Genomic DNA, 19,973 nt, shown 5'->3' on the forward strand with positions numbered 1-19,973 from the left:
GCGGGGTTTTTTATAAGTTAGTGTTGATTAGGCAGGGTTTACTGCATCAGCCTGAGGACCCTTTGGACCCTGTACGACCTCAAATGAAACTGCCTGACCCTCTTCAAGGGACTTGTAACCGTTTCCTTGGATTGCTGAGTAGTGAACGAAAACATCTTGTCCGCCACCATCAACTGCAATGAAACCGAAACCCTTTTCAGAGTTGAACCACTTAACTGTGCCTGTTGCCATGTATTTATTTCCTTCGATATGTGGGTGTTTCGAGAAATCCTCGAATCACGGTCTTCCTCTTGCTCCAGCGATACCGATTATGCAAAACATGAAACGGGTACTGATTAAGCGTCCGACTGAGGTTAACTCTACCTCCTACCGCCCCGTATGCCTAAAGGAGGAGTAGACAGTTTTAGGCTCATGGGTGTGTAATTGAGGTGTTCACCGAGCAATTGGGACGCGAAAATGCCGCTGGGGAAGGTCGCATTGGGCGCATCTTGCTAGGAGAACCATGGAACGTTTAACCACGCCTTCAAACCGTCAGCAGGTTCGAGGTTTCTTAACCATTCATTCTGCGCCCTCTGCGCTGCGCCATCACATTGATTGGGCGATCCAAACCGTGTTGGGTAATTGGATAAAATTGTCGTGGAGTCCCCAACCGTTGATGCCCGGAACTTTTCGCACGCAACTGGAATTTCGCGCACCCCAAGGTGCAGCTGCTGAAATTGCTAGCTCGTTACGTAGTTGGCATTACTTAAATTTCGAAGTTATCGAAGGAACAGATCTTGGTGGCGAGTTATTTCGTTTCACCCCAGAACTTGGAATACATCGCGCAGTTGTAGATCAATCAGGTGCGGTTCAAGTTAATGAAAATCAGTTAACCGCAATCCTTGCGCAATCATTTGATGAAGAATCTATCCGGCAAGGTATTGCCGACATGATGGGAAATTCTTGGGAATACGAGTTAGACCGTTTCAGGAGTGTTGACCTTCAAGAAGTGCCTCGGCTTCGAGCAATTTAATAGGTAAGATAGAGCCATGACTCAACTTAATGAAAGCCCAATAATCACCGTAGAACGTCGCAAAGCAGTAACCATAATTATTTCCGCCGTAATCCTTTCACTTGCCATAGGTGGTGGATTAATGAAGGTTGGTTCTGGTTTTGCATCGCGAAGCACTGATGGAATTACCGTAACTGGTTCTGCAAAGACGGCAGCAACAGCCGATAACGCAGTGTGGACTCTTAGTGTCTCCCTCTCATCACCAACTGTTGCAACAGCTGTGAAGAAAGTTGATGCTGATGTTGAAGCACTTTCAGACTACCTGACACAAGGTGGAATCTCTGCTGATGGCTTAACACTTGGCGCTGTTTCAACATATGCGAACGAGGAGTACGTCGGCGGTAATGCAACAGGTCGAATTCTTTCTTACCGTGCTTCACGCGAAGTTACTGTGCGCTCAAAGGATGTGCAACTGATTTCAAAGCTAAGCCAAGGAATCGGAACATTATTAGCTAATGGAATTAACGCCAATAATTATGGTCCTCAGTACTACATTTCGAATCTGCCAGAGCTTCGCCCACAGCTAATGGCTGAAGCGATGAAGGATGCAAAGGTTCGCGCAGAAGCGCTAACAAAGGCTGTCGGTGGAAAGATTGGCGCACTTGTTAATGTAAAAGCTGGGCCAATTCAAATCACAACACCTGATTCAACAATGACAGCTGATTACGGTAACTATGACACTTCAACAATTGAAAAGACTGTTACCGCAACTGTTTCGGTGACTTTTAAGAGCTAAAGAGGAATGTTGCCGTGGGATCCACGGCGGTGAGGTGCGTTAGCAATAGTTTTTGCTAGCGCACTTCGCGTTTGTGCAGGGTTTAACATCTCATCGACAGCGCCGATTTCAATGGCCTTTAGCACACCACCTGAAACCTTCTCGTGCTCTGCAGCAAGTTCAAGTTCCATTGATTCGCGTTGTTCTGCAGGCAGGTCAGCTAAGAGACGACGATGCAATACCCGTACAGCTGCGACCGCTCCCATAACTGAAACTTCAGCGTTTGGCCACGCAAATACACGGGTTGCACCTAATGACTTCGAATTCATTGCAACATATGCGCCGCCGTATGCGCGGCGAGTAATTAAAGTAACTCTAGGAACAACGGATTCTCCAAATGCGTGCAACAACTTTGCACCCCTTCTGACCGCGCCTTCCCATTCTTGGCCGGCGCCAGGTAAGAAACCCTGAACATCTGCAATAACAATTAACGGAATACCAAATGCATCACATGTGCGCACAAATCGCGCAGCCTTTTCACCAGCTGCAGCATCTAGAACTCCTGCAAGGTGTGCGGGATTATTAGCAAGTACTCCAACAGTTGCACCACCAAGGCGTCCCAGAACCGTTGTCATATTAGGCGCCCACATTGATAACAGTTCAATGTGGTCAGTATCTTTATCAAGAATTGCATCAACTAATGGATGAACCTCATAGGTTCGCACATTTAACGCAGGCACAAATGCAGCTAGATCAAAGTCTGCTACCTCAGGATTCATAAAGCCTTGATTAGCAAATAAGGCAGTTAACTCCCGAATATCTTCAAATGCTTCTTCTTCGCTAGCGGCAATTATGTGTGCAAGACCGCTATTTTTCTTATGCGCTTCAGGTCCGCCCAGCAGCGCCATATCAATGTCTTCACCCGTAACACTTTTTACAACATCAGGACCTGTAACAAAGATGCGACCTTCGGGTGCCAGAACAACTACATCTGTGAGCGCGGGTCCGTATGCGCCACCACCTGCTGTTGGTCCAAGTACTAACGAAAGTTGCGGGATGCGACCACTTGCAGAAATCATCGATTGGAAAACTTCTCCGAATGCGTCAAGGGATGCAACACCATCACTTAATCGAGCACCACCGCTGTGCCAGATTCCAATGATTGGCACCTGTGCACCCATGGCCGCTTTGTATGCCGAAACAATTACCTTCGAACCATCAACACCAAGTGCCCCGCTTTTTATTGTGGCATCGGATGCAAAAATTACAACCCTGTTGCCTTTAACCGTTGCCGTAACAGCAATCATTCCGCATTCAGTGCGGGGAATCAGAAAGTCAAACTTTCCATCATCAACTAGACGCGCAATCCTTGAAATCGGATCGCGTGGATCATGCGAAGTAGGAGACATTTATAAGCTCTTAAAGGCCAATACAACGTTGTGACCACCAAAACCAAATGAATCATTCAACGCTGCAATATCGCCAGCAGGCAATGCACGTGGCTTATCCCGAACAACATCGACGGTCACAGCAGGATCAAGTTGATCAATATTAATTGTTGGGGGAGCCAAACGATCTTGCAGCGCCTTTACAATAAATACGGATTCAACCGCACCAGCGCCACCAAGTAAGTGACCCGTCATCGATTTTGTTGCAGAGACTGCAACGTGGTCAGCATCTTTTCCAAGTGCTGCGCGCAATGCATTTGCTTCAGCCACATCTCCTGCCGGAGTAGAAGTCGCATGAGCGTTTAAGTGGACAATATCTGCAGTCGTTAATTCAGCATCTCGTAATGCAAACTTAACTGCGCGTTGTACGCCAGCACCAGATGGGTCTGGTGCGGCAATGTGATAACCATCAGATGACAAACCTTGTCCTGCGATTTCGCAATAAATCTTTGCTCCACGTGCTTTAGCGTGTTCGTACTCTTCTAAGACGAGAATTGCGCCGCCTTCGCCCAGTACAAAGCCATCGCGATTTACATCGTATGGGCGCGATGCACGAGCAGGATCATCATTACGAGTAGACAGCGCCTTCATTGCTGCAAAAGCTGCCATTGGTAATGCGTGACATGCTGCTTCAACGCCACCACTGACAACAATGTCTGCACGGTTGTTGCGGACCATTTCAAATGCATAACCAATTGCTTCCGCACCCGATGCGCAAGCGCTAACAGGTGTGTGGACTCCGGCTTGTGCCTGTAATTCAAGACCAATGTTTGCAGCTGGCCCGTTAGGCATCAGCATCGGCACGGTATGAGGGCTAACTAACCGTGCGCCCTTGCCATTTAATATGTCATATTGCTCGAGCAGGGTTGTTACTCCACCGATTCCCGATGCGACTACAACACCTAAGCGCTCTTTATCTACATCCGGTGAGCCCGCATCTTTCCAGGCTTCGCGAGCTGCGATTAATCCAAACTGTTCTGATCTATCGAGGCGTCTGATTTCAACGCGCTCCATTTGTTCACTTGGCTCTACCGCTACTCGCGCTGCGAAGGTCACTGGGATTGTTTGTGCCCAATCCTCGGTCAAAGATCGCACACCACTTTTGCCAGCTAAAAGGCCAGCCCAAGTCGTTGCTACATCTCCACCTAGAGGAGTTGTTGCACCAAGACCAGTGACGACAACGCGACGACGAGTCATTTACTTAAAACTTACTTTGATGCGTTAACTATGAAATTAACTGCGTCTCCAACAGTCACAAGATCTGTCACGCTCTCATCAGGAATCTTTACACCGAAACGCTCTTCAGCTGCAACAACAACTTCAACCATGCTGAGTGAATCAACATCTAGATCGTCGGTGAAGTTCTTATCCATCTCAACTGATGCAGCAGGGATACCGGCTACTTCTTCTACGATTTCCTTGAGTCCTGCAAGTACATCTGCTTGTGCAAGTGCCATTGTCTTTATGTCCTCTTCTGTATCGATCGGGCGTGCAAGGTCATTATTGTGTATCAAGTGCGCTCTTACTTACGAGTATTGCACGCCGTAAGTGGCGTAAATCTCAATGAATTTTATGGCTTAGGCGGAAGTTCAACAACCTGTCCCGCATATACCAAACCTGCACCGTAGCCGATTAGCAGCGCCAGTTTTCCATGCAATTCTGGATGCTCTTCCAAAATTCTATCCATAGCTAACGGTATTGATGCCGCCGAAGTATTTCCGTTAGTGCGAATGTCATCTGCAATCAAAACAGAATCTGGAATCTTCATTTCCTTCGCCATAGTTTCGATGATGCGAATATTTGCTTGGTGTGGAATAAATGCACCAAGTTCATCAACTGTTACTCCCGCAGCTTCCAGAGCTTTCAAACCAACCTTGCTCATTGAATAAACAGCCCAGCGGAATACAACTTGTCCTTGTTGCGCAATATTTGGCCAGCCAAGTTCAGCAACACCTTTATCAGGATTTTTCTTGAAATCAAGAAATGATGGAGTCAAGGTAATTGCATCGCGGGAATCCGCGTCCGACCCCCAAATAGTTGTGCCAATACGTGGTTGGTCGCTTTGACCGATGATTACAGCACCGGCACCATCAGCAAAAATAAATGCAGTGGCACGATCGTCAGGATCTGTGTAGTCAGACAATTTTTCAACACCAATTACCAGAACATTTCGAGAAGTTCCTGCCCGAACTAAATCACTTGCCAAGCCAACGCCGTAGCAAAATCCTGCGCAGGCCGCACTGAGATCAAAGGCGGCTGCTTTTGGATTGCCTAGCTCATTGATTAATTCCGTTGCCGCACTTGGTGCCTGAAATGGATATGAGATCGTTGAAAGAATTACAGTGTCGATATCTTCGATACTTAACTTCGCACGCTGTAAAGCCATTTCACATGCAGCTTTTGCCATGGTTATGACGGTTTCATCATCACCAGCAAAGCGGCGTGATTCAATTCCAGTGCGTTGCACAATCCATTCATCTGTCGAGTCGATGCGATCGACGATCTCTGAGTTTGGGACCTGGCGCTTTGGGCGATATGTGCCGACAGCCAAAATTCTGCTGTGGCCTAATGGCGTTGCTGTGATACTCATAAGTGCCTTCCTGCAAACTCTTGTGCCGCTTCAACATCATCTGCGCTCTTTAGCGCAAAGGTTTCAATTTCAGGGGCTGCGCGCTTTAGTAAGCCAACCAGAGTTCCGGCTGGCGGCAGTTCAATGACACCCGTAACACCTAGTGATTTCAAAGTTTCCATGCATAAATCCCAACGAACTGGGTTAGCAATCTGGTTAACGATTCGACTAAGTACCTCTGCGCCAGCTGTTACTACCTGGCCATCTTTATTGGAAATCACTTCAATCCCGACCTGATGGATTGCAATAGCTGATGCCAACGCGCGAAGAGGTTCGACAGCTGGTTGCATAAAATGTGTGTGAAAAGCTCCTGCAACAGCCAATGCTCGTACTCGCGATCCTGTTGGGGGATTTTCGGTTAATGATGAAAGTGCCTGCAGATCACCTGCTGCAACAATTTGTCCTGCACCATTGTCATTTGCCGCAACTAAGTTAAGCGCACTAATGGTCGCTAAGACTTCTGTTCGATCTCCACCAAGTATTGCTGACATTCCAGATGGGGAAGATGCTGCAGCTTGTGCCATCTCAAGACCGCGCGCACGAACAAGTGTGAGCGCATCAATTTCGGTTATTGCACCCGACATGGTGGCAGCGGCAATTTCTCCGACTGAATGCCCCGATGTAACGGCAAAACTCTTGATCCCTAATGCATGTGCCCCTAGCAAGGAAGCAGCAACAATAAGCGGCTGCGCATTGGCGGTGTCTTTGATTTCTTCGGCATCAGCAACTGTGCCAAGGTGCAACAAATCTAAACCAATCGCATCAGACCAAGAAACTAGTAGTGCTTTCAGCGAAGCATCTTGAATCCAGCTGTTGAGCATTCCTGATGTTTGTGAGCCTTGTCCAGGAGCGATGATTGCGAGCACATGCAGATATTACTGCGCATGCATACTTACTATCTAGTACGTGAGACAAGCCAAACAAGCACGCTGTGTTCTGCAACCTCAACTTTTGAACCAGGCGCTGCGATAACTGGTTCGTAGGTTGCAACATTCTTTGATGCATCAAAAATGCACCGGAAAGTTTCGCCCCAGCTTGCATCAGGCAGAGTAAATGTTGTTACTTCACGAGAAGAATTGAGCATAAGCAACAATCCCTTAGTTGGATCTGCTTCGACAAAGACAGTAATACTTCGTTTCTCTTCATCTTGCCAATGATCATCACTCATTTCATTTCCACTAAGTGAAAACCAGGCAATATCTTTTCGTTTTGTACCTTCATCGACAGCGCCAGTAAAGAATTCGGAAGCAACATCTGCTAGATATGTTGCGCGAATCTGTGCCAGCGATTGCACTGCAGCCAAAATATCTGCTTGCTCTTCATTTAGATTCCACGACAATGCCCAGCCACCATCAAATGATTGCTCACTCTCATGCGTGTGCGTAATTGGCAATGAGTAGCCATTATTAGAACCACTCTGAGTACGACTAGCTTCATCGCCCATGTTGAGCATTGGAACGCCAGATGACAACATTAATGTTGCCAGTAGGGATTTCTTTAGACGATTTCGAATCTCGTTGATTCCGGCATCTGATGATTCACCTTCGTGACCGACATTCCACGAACGATTGGAGTCATTGCCATCTTTGTTATCTTCGCCATTTACTTCGTTGTGCTTGTGGTTGTAAGTAACCATGTCATGAACCGTGAATCCATCATGGGCGGCCACAAAATTAATTGACGATGTAGGTCCTCGATAGTGAAATACATTGCTGGACCCACTGATACTAGAAGCAATATCGGAAACACCCTCACCAAAGCCACGCGCGAGATCGCCTAACCAGAACTGTCGAACAGAATCCCTATAGGCGTCATTCCATTCGCGCCAAGGATGAGGGAAATCTCCTAAGGAATATCGAGAAATGTCCCACGGTTCGGCAATCATTTTAAAATTGCGCAGTACCGAGTCGGCACCGATAGCAGCCATGAGCGATGAATTAACTGCGCTATCACTCGTGTACAGGGCCGTTGTTAAATCAAATCTAAAACCATCAACTCCAACTACATCAATCCACCAGCGAAGTGAATCAATGATTTGACGCACCGAATGTGGCTTACTGGCGGCAAATGTGTTTCCGCAACCGGTGACATCTACATAATTACCAGTTGAATCCTGACGGTAGTAAGCGTGATTATCGATTCCTCTGTACGAAAGAGTTGGGCCACCAATTCCACCTTCGGCGGTGTGGTTATAGACAACATCTAATATGACTTCGATTCCGGCGGCATGTAGCTGATCAACTGACCATTGCAATTCGCTAATCGGGTTGCTGGTAGCTGCGTAGGCACGATGGGGAGCGGAAAACAAAAGTGAGTTATAACCCCAGTGATTAATTCGTCCACGGTTATAAATTGCTGGCTCAGTGATTGATTGGGCAATCGGCAATAGTTCTAGCGCGGTTACTCCAATAGATTTTAAATGTGCAATCGTGCTGGGATGTCCTAATGCTTTGTAGGTTCCACGTTCATTTTCAGGGATTTCATTATTGAAGGCAGTTAATCCTTTAACGTGTGCTTCATACACAACAGTTTTTGCCCATGGGACTAAGGGACGCACAATTTCACGCGGACCATGATCGGTTACGACTGAATACGGAACCTTGCCTGCGCTATCTCGTGCATCGCGTTCAGTTAAATCACCTGCACCGTAGGCATCGGTTGCTACATGGCCATAGATTTCAGGTGAATAAGTAACATCGCCATCAATTACATGCGCATATGGATCAAGCAACAATTTGGAAGCATTAAAGCGAACGCCGTGTTGTGGAAGCCATGGACCATAAACCCGATAGCCATATCTTTGGCCAGCGCGTACCCCTGCTAAATATCCGTGCCAGATGGGGCCATTGCGATGGGACATTGCAAAGCGGGTTTCAACCATTGCGCCGTTGACTTCATTAAATAGGCATAGCTCGATGGCATCTGCGGCGTTGCTCCAGATTGCAAAGTTGGTTCCGCCATCTGTAACGGTAGAACCGAGGGTGCGAGGATCTGCAGGAAGCATGGCGTCATCCTGCCCTGAATAGGCTCAAAAGGAGGGTTGATTCCAGTGTGATTGTGTAGCCATTTAGGGTTACTGACCAGTAACATTTGCCCCATGAAGATTGCCGTGTGCGTTAAGCAGGTCCCAGATTCATGGGCCGAAAAGAAAATGGTCAATGGAATTCTTGATCGCGAAAATGTTGATGCTGTTCTTAACGATCTCGATGAGTACGCCGTTGAAGAGGCACTTCGTATCGCCGAAGCACATGGTGGAAATGAAGAAGATGGCAATAACACCATCACGGTAATTTCTATGGGACCAGAGCGCGCGACAGAAGCAGTTCGCAAAGCGTTGTCAATGGGTGTCAATGATGCAATTTTGATTACGGATCCACAACTTGCCGGAGCAGATGCGCTCGCAACATCAGCTGTGCTGGCTGCAGTAATTGAAAAAGGCGGCTTCGATCTAGTTATTTGCGGAACAGAGTCAACTGATGCGCGCATGAGTGTCGTGCCTGCAATGTTGGCAGAGCGTTTAAATGCTGCTCAACTAACTTTTGCATCAAAGGTTGCTGTGGATCCTGCTGCCAAAACAGTTTCAATTACACGTGTCACCGAGGCGGGTGTTGATGAAATGCACGCACAGTTCCCATGTGTTATTTCTGTTGTAGAAAAGATTAATGAACCGCGCTACCCATCGTTTAAGGGAATTATGGCGGCAAAGAAAAAGAGTATCGAAAGTAGAGATTTAGCTACCGTTGGAGTTTCGGCTATTGCTGCATGGTCATTAGTTGCAGATGCGACACCGCGTCCAGCACGAGCTGCAGGTATTAAAGTTACAGATGATGGAACTGGTGGCGAACAACTGGTTTCATTTCTAGCAGAAAAGAAGTTGATATGAGCAAAGTATTGATTCTGGCTGACTTTGTCGGCGCAAAAGCTACTAAGACAAATGCCGAATTAGCTACTGCTGGTGCGCGTATTGGCGAAGTTACAGCTGTTGTCCTAGCTCCGGTCGGACAAGGTTCAACCTATGCAGCTGCGATTAATCGTGGTCCAATCGCAAACATAGTCGTTGTCGAATCTGATGCTTTCGTTGCTAATGGTGTCGCGGCTGCGGCAGATGTTTTGGCACAAATTATTGCCGCACAATCTCCATCTGGCGTACTTATTGCATCACATGCTTTTGGTAAGGAAGTTGCTGCCCGAACAGCGGTTAAGACTGGTTCTGGAATCATTACCGATGCCGTTGATGTTTCAGCTGATATCACGGCAACACAGTTGGTATTTGGTGGTTCCACAACAGTTCATTCAAAGGTTTCACATGGCACACCAATTATTACTGTGCGCCCTAATTCAGTAGATGCAGACACAACTGAATCAGCACCTAGTGTTGAAACACTCTCATTGTCAGTTTCTGATGCTTCTAAGAAAGCAACAGTTACATCTTCACAACCTCCAGTACAAGGTGGTCGTCCAGAACTAACTGAAGCAAACATTGTTGTCTCAGGTGGACGTGGCACGAATGGAGATTTCAGTGCGGTAGAAAACTTTGCTGATGTATTGGGTGCTGCAGTTGGTGCATCTCGCGCAGCAACCGATGCAGGTTGGTATCCGCATTCATATCAAGTTGGTCAGACTGGCAAGACCGTTAGTCCGCAGCTGTATGTTGCAAATGGAATTTCAGGTGCGATCCAACATCGTGCGGGTATGCAGACAAGTAAGACCATCGTTGTTGTAAATAAAGACCCAGAAGCGCCATTGTTTGAAATTGCAGATTTTGGCGTAGTCGGCGATCTATTTGCTGTGCTGCCAAAGGCAACAGAAGGCATTAAAGCCCACAAGTCATAGACTTAGGCCCGTGCCTTCGATCTACGTAGACCATGCCGCAACGACTCCAATGTCGCCTGCCGCATTGTCGGCTATGTCTGATCAATTACAACAACTCGGAAATCCTTCAAGCCTGCACACACATGGTCGTGCAACTCGTAAAACACTAGAAGATGCCCGCGAAGTTATTGCACAAAAGATTGACTGCCTCGCATCCGAAGTCATCTTTACCGCCTCGGGAACAGAAGCAAATAACATTGCTTTAAAGGGATTGTTTTGGAACGGCAAGAAGAATGGCAAAAATGTTGTTGTAATTTCAGCAATCGAACATCACGCGATTTTAGATCCAGCACAATGGTTAAAAACTCATGAAGGTGCAGAAGTTATAGAAGTTCCAGTCACATCAGATGGTGTTGTTGATTTAGAATTTCTGCGCAGGCTTGTCGCTGAACGCGGATCTGAAATTGCGGTTATCTCTATTATGCATTCCAATAATGAAACAGGCGTGCTGCAACCAATTGATGAGATTGTGGCTATCGCAGCAGATATCCCTGTTCATACAGATGCGGTACAAAGTTTTACAAAAACACCACTTTCTTACAAAAAATCTGGCACAACAGCTTTGACTCTTAGTGCTCATAAAGTTGGTGGACCCCTTGGGATCGGTGCGCTGATTTTGCGTCGTGCATTTGAAATTCCTGCGTTGCTACATGGCGGGGGACAAGAGCGAGAAATCCGCAGCGGAACATTAAACACGCCCAGCATTGTTGCCTTTGCAACAGCTGTTAAGGATTCCTATGATGCAAACATAGTGTCAGTTTTAAGAGACTCATTTATTTCTGGTATTAAACGGTTGATCCCAGATGCTTATATAAATGGTGAAATCAGTGCTCGATTGCCCGGAATCGTGAATGTGACATTTCCCGGAACTCAAAGCGATACCTTGTTATTGCTCTTAGATAGCGCCCATGTTTCTGCATCGACTGGTTCAGCCTGTAGCGCAGGTGTGCATGAAGCCAGCCATGTACTTCTTGCTATGGGTCATACCGAAGAAACAGCCCAGTCATCACTTCGATTCTCTTTTGGGGCCACATCTACGCAGGCAGATGTTGATTTCGTTTTGTCAGTATTGCCCGATGTAATTAGTCGAGGACGGGCGGCGCATCTATGAAATTGATTGCAGCAATGAGCGGTGGAGTTGATTCTGCGGTAGCTGCTGCCCGCGCAGTAGAAGCTGGACACGATGTCATTGGCGTGCACCTGGCTCTTGCTGCGAATCCACAAAAGTATCGTTCTGGCGCACGAGGTTGCTGCACAATCGAAGACTCACATGATGCCCGACGAGCAGCCGATGTAATTGGAATTCCTTTTTATATTTGGGATATGGCAGAAGAGTTTCATGATGGCGTGGTGGAAGATTTCTTAGCAGAGTACGCCGCTGGCAGAACCCCAAACCCATGCTTGCGTTGTAATGAAAAAATTAAATTCGCAGCGGTCTTAGATCGTGCGCGCGCTATGGGATTTGATGGCGTTGTAACAGGGCACTATGCACGAACACAAATTAGCGAAACTGGAAAGACATTGCATCGTGCGGTAGATCATTCCAAAGATCAGTCCTATGTTTTATCTGTACTAACTGTCGAACAAATTGAAGGTGCGATATTTCCTTTGGGGGATACCACCAAAGTTGATATTCGGATTGAAGCAGAACAACGCGGCTTGGCTGTTGCCCAAAAACCAGATAGCCATGACATTTGCTTTGTTCCATCTGGTGACAATGCAGGATGGTTGCGTGATCGCTTAGGCAGTGAAGTTGGACCAATTGTTGATCAAGATGGAAACAAGATCGGCGAACACAAAGGTGCCTACACATACACAATCGGACAACGCAAAGGATTAGGACTAACTGTTCCGACAGCGGATGGATCTCCACGGTTTGTGCTAAAGATTGAACCAGTAAGTAACACCGTGGTCGTTGGCGCGCGTGAAGATCTAGCGATCACCATTATGCGTGGAGAGCGTCCGGTCTGGTGTGGTCCGGCAGTAACTGAACAAGTTCAGCAAGGATTTGTGCAGATACGCGCCCATGGCGCAGCATTGCCATGTACTTATTACTTCGATGGCACCTTGCTCATTGCCACGTTAGAAGAGCCATTATTGGGATTAGCAACAGGACAAGCAATGGTTATTTATGATGGTGATCGTGTCGTTGGATCAGCAACAATTAGTGAGACTGAATGAGCACTAACCCGCGCCATGTAATGACCGAACTAATCAATGAGATTCGGGATCATCAATTTAAGTATTACGTTTTAGATCAGCCAACGATTACTGACGCCCAGTTTGACGAGCTCTTGCGCAAATTACAGGTGCTGGAAGATAAAAACCCCGAACTTCGCGAACCAGATTCACCAACACAACATGTTGGCGGAGGATTCGCTACTCAGTTTGAGCAACGTGACCACATTGAAAAGATGATGAGCCTTGACAACGTCTTTGATCTTCAGGAGTTAGCCAGCTGGTTTGATCGCGTTGAAAAAGAAGTCTCGGATCCAATGTATTTGTGCGAAGTCAAAGTCGATGGTCTAGCAATCAACTTAACCTATGAGAACGGTCAGTTAGTACGTGGTTTAACGCGAGGTAACGGTGTTACTGGTGAAGATGTGACCCTCAATGTTAAAACGATTAAGAATTTGCCGCACACTTTAATTGGTGAAAATATCCCATCATTGATTGAAGTCCGTGGAGAAGTTTTCTTTCCTATTGCAGCTTTTAATGAGCTCAATGATTCCCTCGAAGAATCAGGTAAACAGTTGTTTGCTAATCCCAGAAATGGGGCGGCCGGATCATTACGTCAGAAAGATCCACGCGTTACCGCCGGACGTCCATTATCTGTTGTGGTGCACGGAGTCGGAGCAAAAGAAGGCATTACCTTTGATTCCCAAAGTGGGGCATATGGCGATTTGAAAACACTGGGTTTGCCAACGAGTGATCGATTTAAAGTGTGTGGCACACGAAAAGAGGTTGAAAAATTTATTCAGCACTATGCAGAACATCGCCATGATGTTGAACATGAAATTGATGGCGTTGTAGTCAAGGTAGATTCTTTGATACAGCAGCAACAATTGGGCTTTACATCTCGTGCGCCTAAGTGGGCCATAGCCTATAAGTACCCACCTGAAGAGGTGACAACTAAGTTATTGGATATCAAGGTAAGTGTTGGTCGCACAGGGCGTGTTACACCTTTTGCATTTATGGAGCCAGTAAAGGTCGCAGGTTCAACAGTGACTAATGCAACCTTGCATAATGCCGAAGAGATTGTTCGCAAAGGTGTCTTGATTGGTGACATCGTTGTAATACGAAAAGCTGGCGATGTGATTCCAGAAGTTTTGGGCCCCGTATTTGATAAGCGAACCGGAAATGAAACAGTTTTCGTAATGCCAACTCAGTGTCCTGAATGCGGATCAGATCTTCGCGCCATGACCGAAGGTGATGTCGATATTCGATGCCCAAACACACAAAGCTGTCCTGCACAGTTGCGTGAGCGAATTTATTACATTGGCTCACGCACAGCATTAGATATTGATGTGCTGGGTTATGAAGCTGCAGTAGCACTTTTGGATTCAAAGATCATCACAGATGAGTCAGATCTCTTTGTCTTAACCGCTGAAAAACTTGTTACATCTGAATTCTTTACCAAGAAAGATGGATCACCAGCAGCAAATGTTGACAAGTTGCTTGCAGCGTTGGAAGAGGCAAAGACCAGACCAATGTGGCGAACGTTGGTTGCACTTTCTATTCGCCATGTCGGGCCAACTGCCGCGCAAGGTTTGGCAGCGGCACTTGGTTCGGTTGATGCGATTTCAAAGGCATCGGCAGCACAACTCGCAGATGTTGATGGCGTTGGTCAAATTATCGCTGATTCAATCGTGGAGTGGTTCTCAATAGATTGGCACCGAGAAATTATCTCTAAGTGGGATGCAGCAGGGGTTCGCATGATTAATGAACCGACACAAACATTGCCACAGACTTTGGCTGGATTAACCTTTGTCGTTACTGGAGGGCTCGAGTCATTTTCGCGAGATGGCATTAGCGAAACAATTACCGCACATGGTGGGAAAGCCGCGTCTGCTGTATCTAAGAAAACAGATTACGTTTTAGTGGGTTCAGACCCAGGTTCAAAGTTAGCTAAGGCACAAGAATTAGGCGTGCCCGTTATTGATGAGGCGAAGTTCAAAGAGCTTCTAGCTGGCAAGTAGTAGTATTTCATCCATGATTAATCTTGCAGAAGAGATGCACCGAGAACTTCCAGCTTCACCACTTGCTTTTGGCATTTTTGCATTTGTGGTTTTCACAGTACTTCTTTATTTAGTACTTCGCCTAGACCGAGACTAATTTGTCCCGAGTAGGTATTTACGGTGGAACATTTGACCCAATTCATGTGGGTCATTTGCATGTAATTACCCAAATCATTGAAAAGAAAATTGTTGATCAACTTTTAGTTGTGCCCGCGGGACAACCCTTGCTGCGTGACCAAGCACCACACGCGTCGGCCCAACAACGACGAACAATGTGTCAACTGGCGCTTTTAGATTTACCAACAGAGGTAGCTAGCAAAGTTCAAGTCAATCCCATTGAAGTTTTGCGAACTGGTCCAAGCTTTGCCATTGATACCGTTGAAGCTGTTGTTCAGAATTATCCAGATGATCAAATTGTTCTAATCGTGGGACAGGATGCAGCTGACAAGTTAGATCAGTGGCACCGCATTGATGAACTTCGCGCCATGGTCGAATTTGTAGTTATTTCACGTCCCGGATTTCAAGGAAATGGAATTGATATTGGGGCTTTGCCAGTGGCAGCGACCACAATTCGAGAAGGTTTGAGCGCGGATGTTTCGTCATCAGTGGCTGCATTTATACGAGAGAATAACCTCTATGACAATTAGCAAAAGAACCCACGAGATTACTCAGATTGCTGCACATGCTGCCATCGATAAGATCGCAGTAGATGTTGTAGCCCTTGATCTTTCAGATCAATTGGTTCTCAGCGAAGTTTTTCTGATCGTAACCGGTCAAAATGAAGCGCAGGTTGACTCGATTGCCGATGAAGTTGAACGCAAACTTGCAGCAGCAGGAGACAAGCCAATTCGCCGCGAACATGGCGCTGAATGGATTCTTCTTGATTACTCAGATTTAGTTGTACACGTCCAAAGCGCCGAGCTACGTAAGTACTACATGCTTGATCGTCTATGGAATGACTGCCCAACAATCGAGTTGGAGGCTGTGAAAGAGGCTGCAGTTAATGGCCGCTAACAGAGTTGTTTTATGGCGACACGGCCAAACAGATTGGAATGTCGTTAACCGATTCCAAGGTCATTCAGATATTGATTTAAATGAAGTAGGAATCTTCCAAGCAAAGCATGCTGCTCAGATTTTGGCAGGGATGAATCCAACTGCAGTTATTTCAAGTGACCTAGGACGTGCTCGAAATACTGCGCAAGCACTTGCTGATTTAACTGGACTAACAGTTGATATTGATGCAGATCTGCGCGAAACAGATGGCGGGTTATGGGAAGGAAAAACTGGCGCAGAAAATCGCGCAGAGGATTTCGATAACTTTATTCGTTGGATAGATGGTGAAGATAATCCAGCGGGCACAACCGGTGAACGTCGCAGTCAAGTTGCAGATCGTGCAATACGTGCAATTAAGAAAGCGCTAGGCGATAAAACTGATCAGGTATTAGTTGTTACGACGCATGGTGGCACGGCCAGGTGCATTCTTGGATCTTTGCTTCAGCTTCCGATGTCGCATTGGGGTGTAATCGGCGGTCTCTCAAATGCATCGTGGTCCATTCTCGAACGTAATCCCCGTCAGTGGAGTTTGGTTGAACATAACGCGGGCTCTATTCCAGAACCGGTATACGGCGAAGAAAGTGGTGCGACTTCGGCTTAAGTCCAACGGGGTGCAATGCGGTAAGGTCTGCACTCGCACGAAAATCGGGGCTATAGCGCAGCTGGTAGCGCACCTGCATGGCATGCAGGGGGTCAGGGGTTCAAATCCCCTTAGCTCCACATATGAATAAGAACGTGAATGACGAGCGCGAGCACGCGGCATACGACTTTGCCTACGTGCAGGAAAAGTGGCTGCCTGTTTGGGATCAATTGCAACCATTTAAATCTGGTCGCGCAGATGACACCCGTGAGAAAAAATATGTTTTGGATATGTTCCCGTACCCATCAGGTGACCTGCATATGGGTCACGCTGAAGCGTATGCACTGGGCGATGTAATCGCTCGTTATTGGGCACAAAAGGGTTTCAATGTAATGCACCCAATCGGTTGGGATGCATTCGGATTGCCTGCAGAAAACGCCGCGATCAAGCGAAACTCAGACCCGCGCATCTGGACCTATGAAAACATTGAAGTTCAAAAGGCTTCAATGCGTCGTTACGCATGTTCATTTGATTGGGATCGCGTTTTCAATACCTGCGATCCTGAATACTACAAATGGAATCAGTGGTTATTCCTAAAGTTTTACGAAAGAGGATTGGCATACCGCAAGGACTCAGCTGTTAACTGGTGTCCTGGTTGCCAAACTGTTTTAGCAAATGAGCAGGTAGTTGCAGGACTGTGCGAGCGATGCGATTCGACGGTTACAAAAAAGAAATTAAATCAGTGGTACTTCAAGATCACAGATTACGCAGATCGCTTGCTCGATGACATGGCACAGTTAGAAGGTCATTGGCCTGACAAAGTACTAACGATGCAGCGCAACTGGATCGGTCGATCAACGGGTGCAAATGTCAATTTTGAAATCGAAGGTCGCACCGAACCAATAACTATTTATACAACTCGTCCCGATACTTTGTATGGCGCAACATTTATGGTGGTTGCCGTTGACAGCGAATTAGCAGCAGAACTTGTTCAGGGGACTGGCGTTGAAGCAGAATTTGCTAAGTATTTGGAAACGATTAAAGCGGCCAGTGATATTGACCGACTTGCTACCGATCGCCCAAAGAGCGGCGTTTTTCTAAATCGCTATGCAATTAATCCAGTAAACGGTGAAAAATTGCCAATCTGGGCCAGTGATTATGTATTAGCTGATTACGGTACTGGTGCGATTATGGCTGTTCCGGCACATGATCAACGCGATTTAGATTTTGCCCGAGCAATGAAGCTGCCTGTCCGAGTAGTTGTTGAAACAGGCGAAGAAGACCCCAATGCAACAGGAGTTGCTACAGGTGGCGATGGAAAGTTAGTTAACTCAGATATTTTGAATGGCTTGAACAAAGCTGATGCAATCGCAGCAATAAACAAAAGATTAGAAGCAGATGGCAAAGGTGCTGCTGCACGTAACTATCGTTTGCGCGATTGGTTAGTTTCACGCCAACGTTACTGGGGTACTCCAATTCCAATTATTCATTGCCCATCCTGTGGTGAAGTACCAGTTCCGGCAGATCAACTTCCATTGACCTTGCCAAATGCAGAAGGCTTAGATTTAAAGCCAAAGGGAGCATCACCACTTGGCGCTGCAACAGATTGGGTCAATGTAAAGTGCCCTAAGTGTTCTGGCGCTGCCAAGCGCGATACGGACACGATGGATACCTTTGTGGATTCCTCTTGGTATTACCTGCGTTATGCAGATCCAACAAATGCAACCGAACCATTTTCTAAGAAAGATGTAGACACGTGGTTGCCGGTTGATCAGTATGTTGGCGGAGTAACGCATGCGATCTTGCACCTGTTGTATAGCCGCTTCTTTACTAAGGTTTTGAATGACATGGGAATGGTTGATTTCAATGAACCATTTACTCGTCTGCTCAATCAGGGCATGGTTGTTATGGATGGCTCAGCAATGTCTAAGAGTCGCGGCAACTTAGTACGACTTTCAGATGAGCTTGAAAATCACGGAGTCGATGCGATTCGTCTATCAATGGTCTTTGCCGGACCACCCGAAGATGATGTTGATTGGTCTGATGTTTCACCATCTGGTTCAGTTAAGTTTTTAACCCGCGCCTGGAGATTATCTGGAGATGTAACAAGTGCCGTTGGCGTTGATTTCAGCACAGGTGAACTTGGATTGCGTAAAGCAACTCATAAAGCTTTGCATGATGCCGCATTTGCTGTTGAATCATTTAGATTTAATGTGGCCGTTGCTCGTGTGATGGAACTTGTAAACGCGACACGTAAGGCGATTGATTCTGGTTGCGGGGCTGCAGATCCTGCGGTTCGCGAAGCGGTAGAGGCAATCGCAATTATGGTCTCACTTGTTGCACCATTTACCGCCGAAGAAATGTGGGAGCGACTAGGTCATAAGCCCTGCGTCGCACTTGCCGGTTGGCCTGCTGTCGATGAAAAGCTACTTGTTGCCGATACCGTAACCGCCGTCATTCAAATAAATGGAAAAATCAAGGATCGTATTGATATTTCTCCAACGATTTCAGATGCCGATCTAGAAGCGGCCGCGCTTGCTTTGCCAAGTGTTGTCGAAGCCTTGGCTGGTGCGAGCATCAACAAGGTAATTACCCGCGCACCAAAACTAGTAAATATCGTTATCAACAATTAATTAAGGCAATTCGGCAGGTAAGCAGCGGCAATCGACAATGCCGCAATGGAACAGTTACGAAATGCCTTTGAATCTCTAAGTAATTGGTGGCTTGATCTTCATTACACGAACAACCAAAAACGATCGCTACTGATTATTGGATTAGTATTACTACTTTTATCGGTTTTGATCGTAGCCAGAGGCAATACCCAAAGCAGTCCACCAATTGAAATAACACCAATCACAATTGTGGAACCAGAAATCTTCGTTGATGTGACTGGAGCAGTAAACAAACCTGGGGTCTACACATTGACCGGAAAGTCCAGAGTAATCGATGCAATAAAAGCTGCCGGAGATAGTGCGCCCGGAGCAGACTTAAGCACAATCAATTTGGCACGCGTGCTAACCGATGGCGAACAAATCTATGTTGACTCGACGGTAGTAAATAGCTCGGGAGTACGTGTCTCAAAAAAGGTTCATTCAGGGCCCATCAATATCAATAGAGCAACTGCGTATCAACTAGATGCATTAGATGGCATAGGTCCAGTTATTGCTAAACGCATAATTGAGTATCGAAAGCTCAACGGTTCTTTTCTAACCATTGATGATCTGCAAAAGGTAAGTGGAATTGGTGCAGCAAAATTCGCGCAGATCAAAGCAAAAGTCAGGATTTAATTGATTACAGGGCGATAGCCCTAGGGGCCGCCCTTTGGTGTGGAGCTTTGTTACAAAGTGCAGCTTCACCATGGCGAATTTGTCTCGCTTCTCTCATTTT

The 19,973-nt window shown here is 46.6% G+C and carries 20 protein-coding genes and 1 tRNA gene; 14 read left to right on the top strand and 7 right to left on the bottom strand.

All coding sequences use genetic code 11. The features are described from left to right. Positions 1-27 precede the first annotated feature (27 nt). Positions 28-231, bottom strand: coding sequence for a cold-shock protein (locus AC9UGD_RS00100; protein WP_017956305.1), 204 nt, complete (start codon positions 229-231; stop codon positions 28-30). 271 nt (positions 232-502) lie between these two features. On the opposite strand from AC9UGD_RS00100, the gene AC9UGD_RS00105 reads away from it, so the two are divergent. Together AC9UGD_RS00105 and AC9UGD_RS00110 are read left to right on the top strand one after the other, a co-directional pair. Continuing rightward, a complete protein-coding gene (locus tag AC9UGD_RS00105) occupies positions 503-1,012 on the top strand; it encodes a DUF3145 family protein (RefSeq protein ID WP_509567994.1) in 510 nt (169 codons plus the stop codon). Between the two features lie 16 nt (positions 1,013-1,028). Beyond that, positions 1,029-1,787: an SIMPL domain-containing protein gene (locus AC9UGD_RS00110; RefSeq protein ID WP_509567996.1), complete on the top strand. Its 759-nt coding sequence runs from the start codon at positions 1,029-1,031 to the stop codon at positions 1,785-1,787. Here the strand turns inward: AC9UGD_RS00110 and AC9UGD_RS00115 are convergent. The 6 genes from AC9UGD_RS00115 to glgX all read right to left on the bottom strand — a co-directional run bounded on the left by AC9UGD_RS00115 (position 1,784) and on the right by glgX (position 8,847). Continuing rightward, positions 1,784-3,175 carry an acyl-CoA carboxylase subunit beta gene (locus AC9UGD_RS00115; RefSeq protein ID WP_509567998.1) on the bottom strand — a complete coding sequence of 464 codons (1,392 nt, stop codon included), beginning with the start codon at positions 3,173-3,175 and terminating at the stop codon, positions 1,784-1,786. The two genes, AC9UGD_RS00110 and AC9UGD_RS00115, sit on opposite strands and share 4 nt — an antisense overlap. Continuing rightward, entirely contained in the window at positions 3,176-4,411 is a 1,236-nt protein-coding gene (gene fabF, locus AC9UGD_RS00120) for a beta-ketoacyl-ACP synthase II (protein ID WP_509568000.1), read from the bottom strand. 11 nt (positions 4,412-4,422) lie between these two features. Continuing rightward, a complete protein-coding gene (locus AC9UGD_RS00125; protein ID WP_506626038.1) occupies positions 4,423-4,671 on the bottom strand; it encodes an acyl carrier protein in 249 nt (82 codons plus the stop codon). Positions 4,672-4,784: 113 nt separating this feature from the next. Then, on the bottom strand, positions 4,785-5,804 hold the full coding sequence (locus tag AC9UGD_RS00130; RefSeq protein ID WP_509568002.1) for a beta-ketoacyl-ACP synthase III: 1,020 nt from the start codon (positions 5,802-5,804) through the stop codon (positions 4,785-4,787). After that, entirely contained in the window at positions 5,801-6,709 is a 909-nt protein-coding gene (locus tag AC9UGD_RS00135) for an ACP S-malonyltransferase (RefSeq protein ID WP_509568003.1), read from the bottom strand. The genes AC9UGD_RS00130 and AC9UGD_RS00135 overlap by 4 nt, the downstream gene beginning before the upstream one ends. Positions 6,710-6,738: 29 nt before the next feature. Then, positions 6,739-8,847 (bottom strand): glycogen debranching protein GlgX, encoded by a 2,109-nt coding sequence (gene glgX, locus AC9UGD_RS00140; protein ID WP_509568005.1) that lies wholly within the window; start codon positions 8,845-8,847, stop codon positions 6,739-6,741. A gap of 93 nt (positions 8,848-8,940) precedes the next feature. Between glgX and AC9UGD_RS00145 the strand changes: the two genes are divergently transcribed. The 12 genes from AC9UGD_RS00145 (at position 8,941) to AC9UGD_RS00200 (ending at position 19,873) form a co-directional block, all read left to right on the top strand. Next, positions 8,941-9,726, top strand: a complete 786-nt coding sequence (locus tag AC9UGD_RS00145) for an electron transfer flavoprotein subunit beta/FixA family protein (protein WP_509568006.1) — start codon at positions 8,941-8,943, stop codon at positions 9,724-9,726. After that, the gene (locus tag AC9UGD_RS00150; RefSeq protein WP_509568008.1) at positions 9,723-10,676 is read left to right on the top strand and encodes an electron transfer flavoprotein subunit alpha/FixB family protein; all 954 of its coding nucleotides are present in this window, start codon (positions 9,723-9,725) and stop codon (positions 10,674-10,676) included. Before AC9UGD_RS00145 ends, AC9UGD_RS00150 begins: the two co-directional genes overlap by 4 nt. Before the next feature lie 10 nt (positions 10,677-10,686). Beyond that, positions 10,687-11,826 carry a cysteine desulfurase family protein gene (locus AC9UGD_RS00155; RefSeq protein ID WP_509568010.1) on the top strand — a complete coding sequence of 380 codons (1,140 nt, stop codon included), beginning with the start codon at positions 10,687-10,689 and terminating at the stop codon, positions 11,824-11,826. After that, entirely contained in the window at positions 11,823-12,896 is a 1,074-nt protein-coding gene (mnmA, locus tag AC9UGD_RS00160; protein ID WP_509568012.1) for a tRNA 2-thiouridine(34) synthase MnmA, read from the top strand. Before AC9UGD_RS00155 ends, mnmA begins: the two co-directional genes overlap by 4 nt. Next, positions 12,893-14,914 (top strand): NAD-dependent DNA ligase LigA, encoded by a 2,022-nt coding sequence (ligA, locus tag AC9UGD_RS00165; RefSeq protein WP_509568013.1) that lies wholly within the window; start codon positions 12,893-12,895, stop codon positions 14,912-14,914. Before mnmA ends, ligA begins: the two co-directional genes overlap by 4 nt. Before the next feature lie 13 nt (positions 14,915-14,927). After that, entirely contained in the window at positions 14,928-15,050 is a 123-nt protein-coding gene (locus tag AC9UGD_RS00170; protein WP_509568015.1) for a hypothetical protein, read from the top strand. Position 15,051: 1 nt separating this feature from the next. Next, entirely contained in the window at positions 15,052-15,600 is a 549-nt protein-coding gene (nadD, locus tag AC9UGD_RS00175; protein ID WP_509568017.1) for a nicotinate (nicotinamide) nucleotide adenylyltransferase, read from the top strand. Beyond that, entirely contained in the window at positions 15,590-15,967 is a 378-nt protein-coding gene (gene rsfS / locus AC9UGD_RS00180) for a ribosome silencing factor (RefSeq protein WP_509568019.1), read from the top strand. The genes nadD and rsfS overlap by 11 nt, the downstream gene beginning before the upstream one ends. Then, positions 15,957-16,607, top strand: a complete 651-nt coding sequence (locus tag AC9UGD_RS00185; protein WP_509568021.1) for a histidine phosphatase family protein — start codon at positions 15,957-15,959, stop codon at positions 16,605-16,607. Before rsfS ends, AC9UGD_RS00185 begins: the two co-directional genes overlap by 11 nt. A gap of 46 nt (positions 16,608-16,653) precedes the next feature. Continuing rightward, positions 16,654-16,726, top strand: a tRNA-Ala gene (locus AC9UGD_RS00190). A gap of 3 nt (positions 16,727-16,729) precedes the next feature. Continuing rightward, positions 16,730-19,219 carry a leucine--tRNA ligase gene (gene leuS, locus AC9UGD_RS00195; protein ID WP_509568023.1) on the top strand — a complete coding sequence of 830 codons (2,490 nt, stop codon included), beginning with the start codon at positions 16,730-16,732 and terminating at the stop codon, positions 19,217-19,219. 45 nt (positions 19,220-19,264) lie between these two features. Then, positions 19,265-19,873 carry a ComEA family DNA-binding protein gene (locus AC9UGD_RS00200; RefSeq protein ID WP_509568025.1) on the top strand — a complete coding sequence of 203 codons (609 nt, stop codon included), beginning with the start codon at positions 19,265-19,267 and terminating at the stop codon, positions 19,871-19,873. Positions 19,874-19,973 lie beyond the last annotated feature (100 nt).

It is taken from the genome of Candidatus Planktophila sp. (genome assembly GCF_044232745.1).
Lineage (GTDB): Bacteria > Actinomycetota > Actinomycetes > Nanopelagicales > Nanopelagicaceae > Planktophila.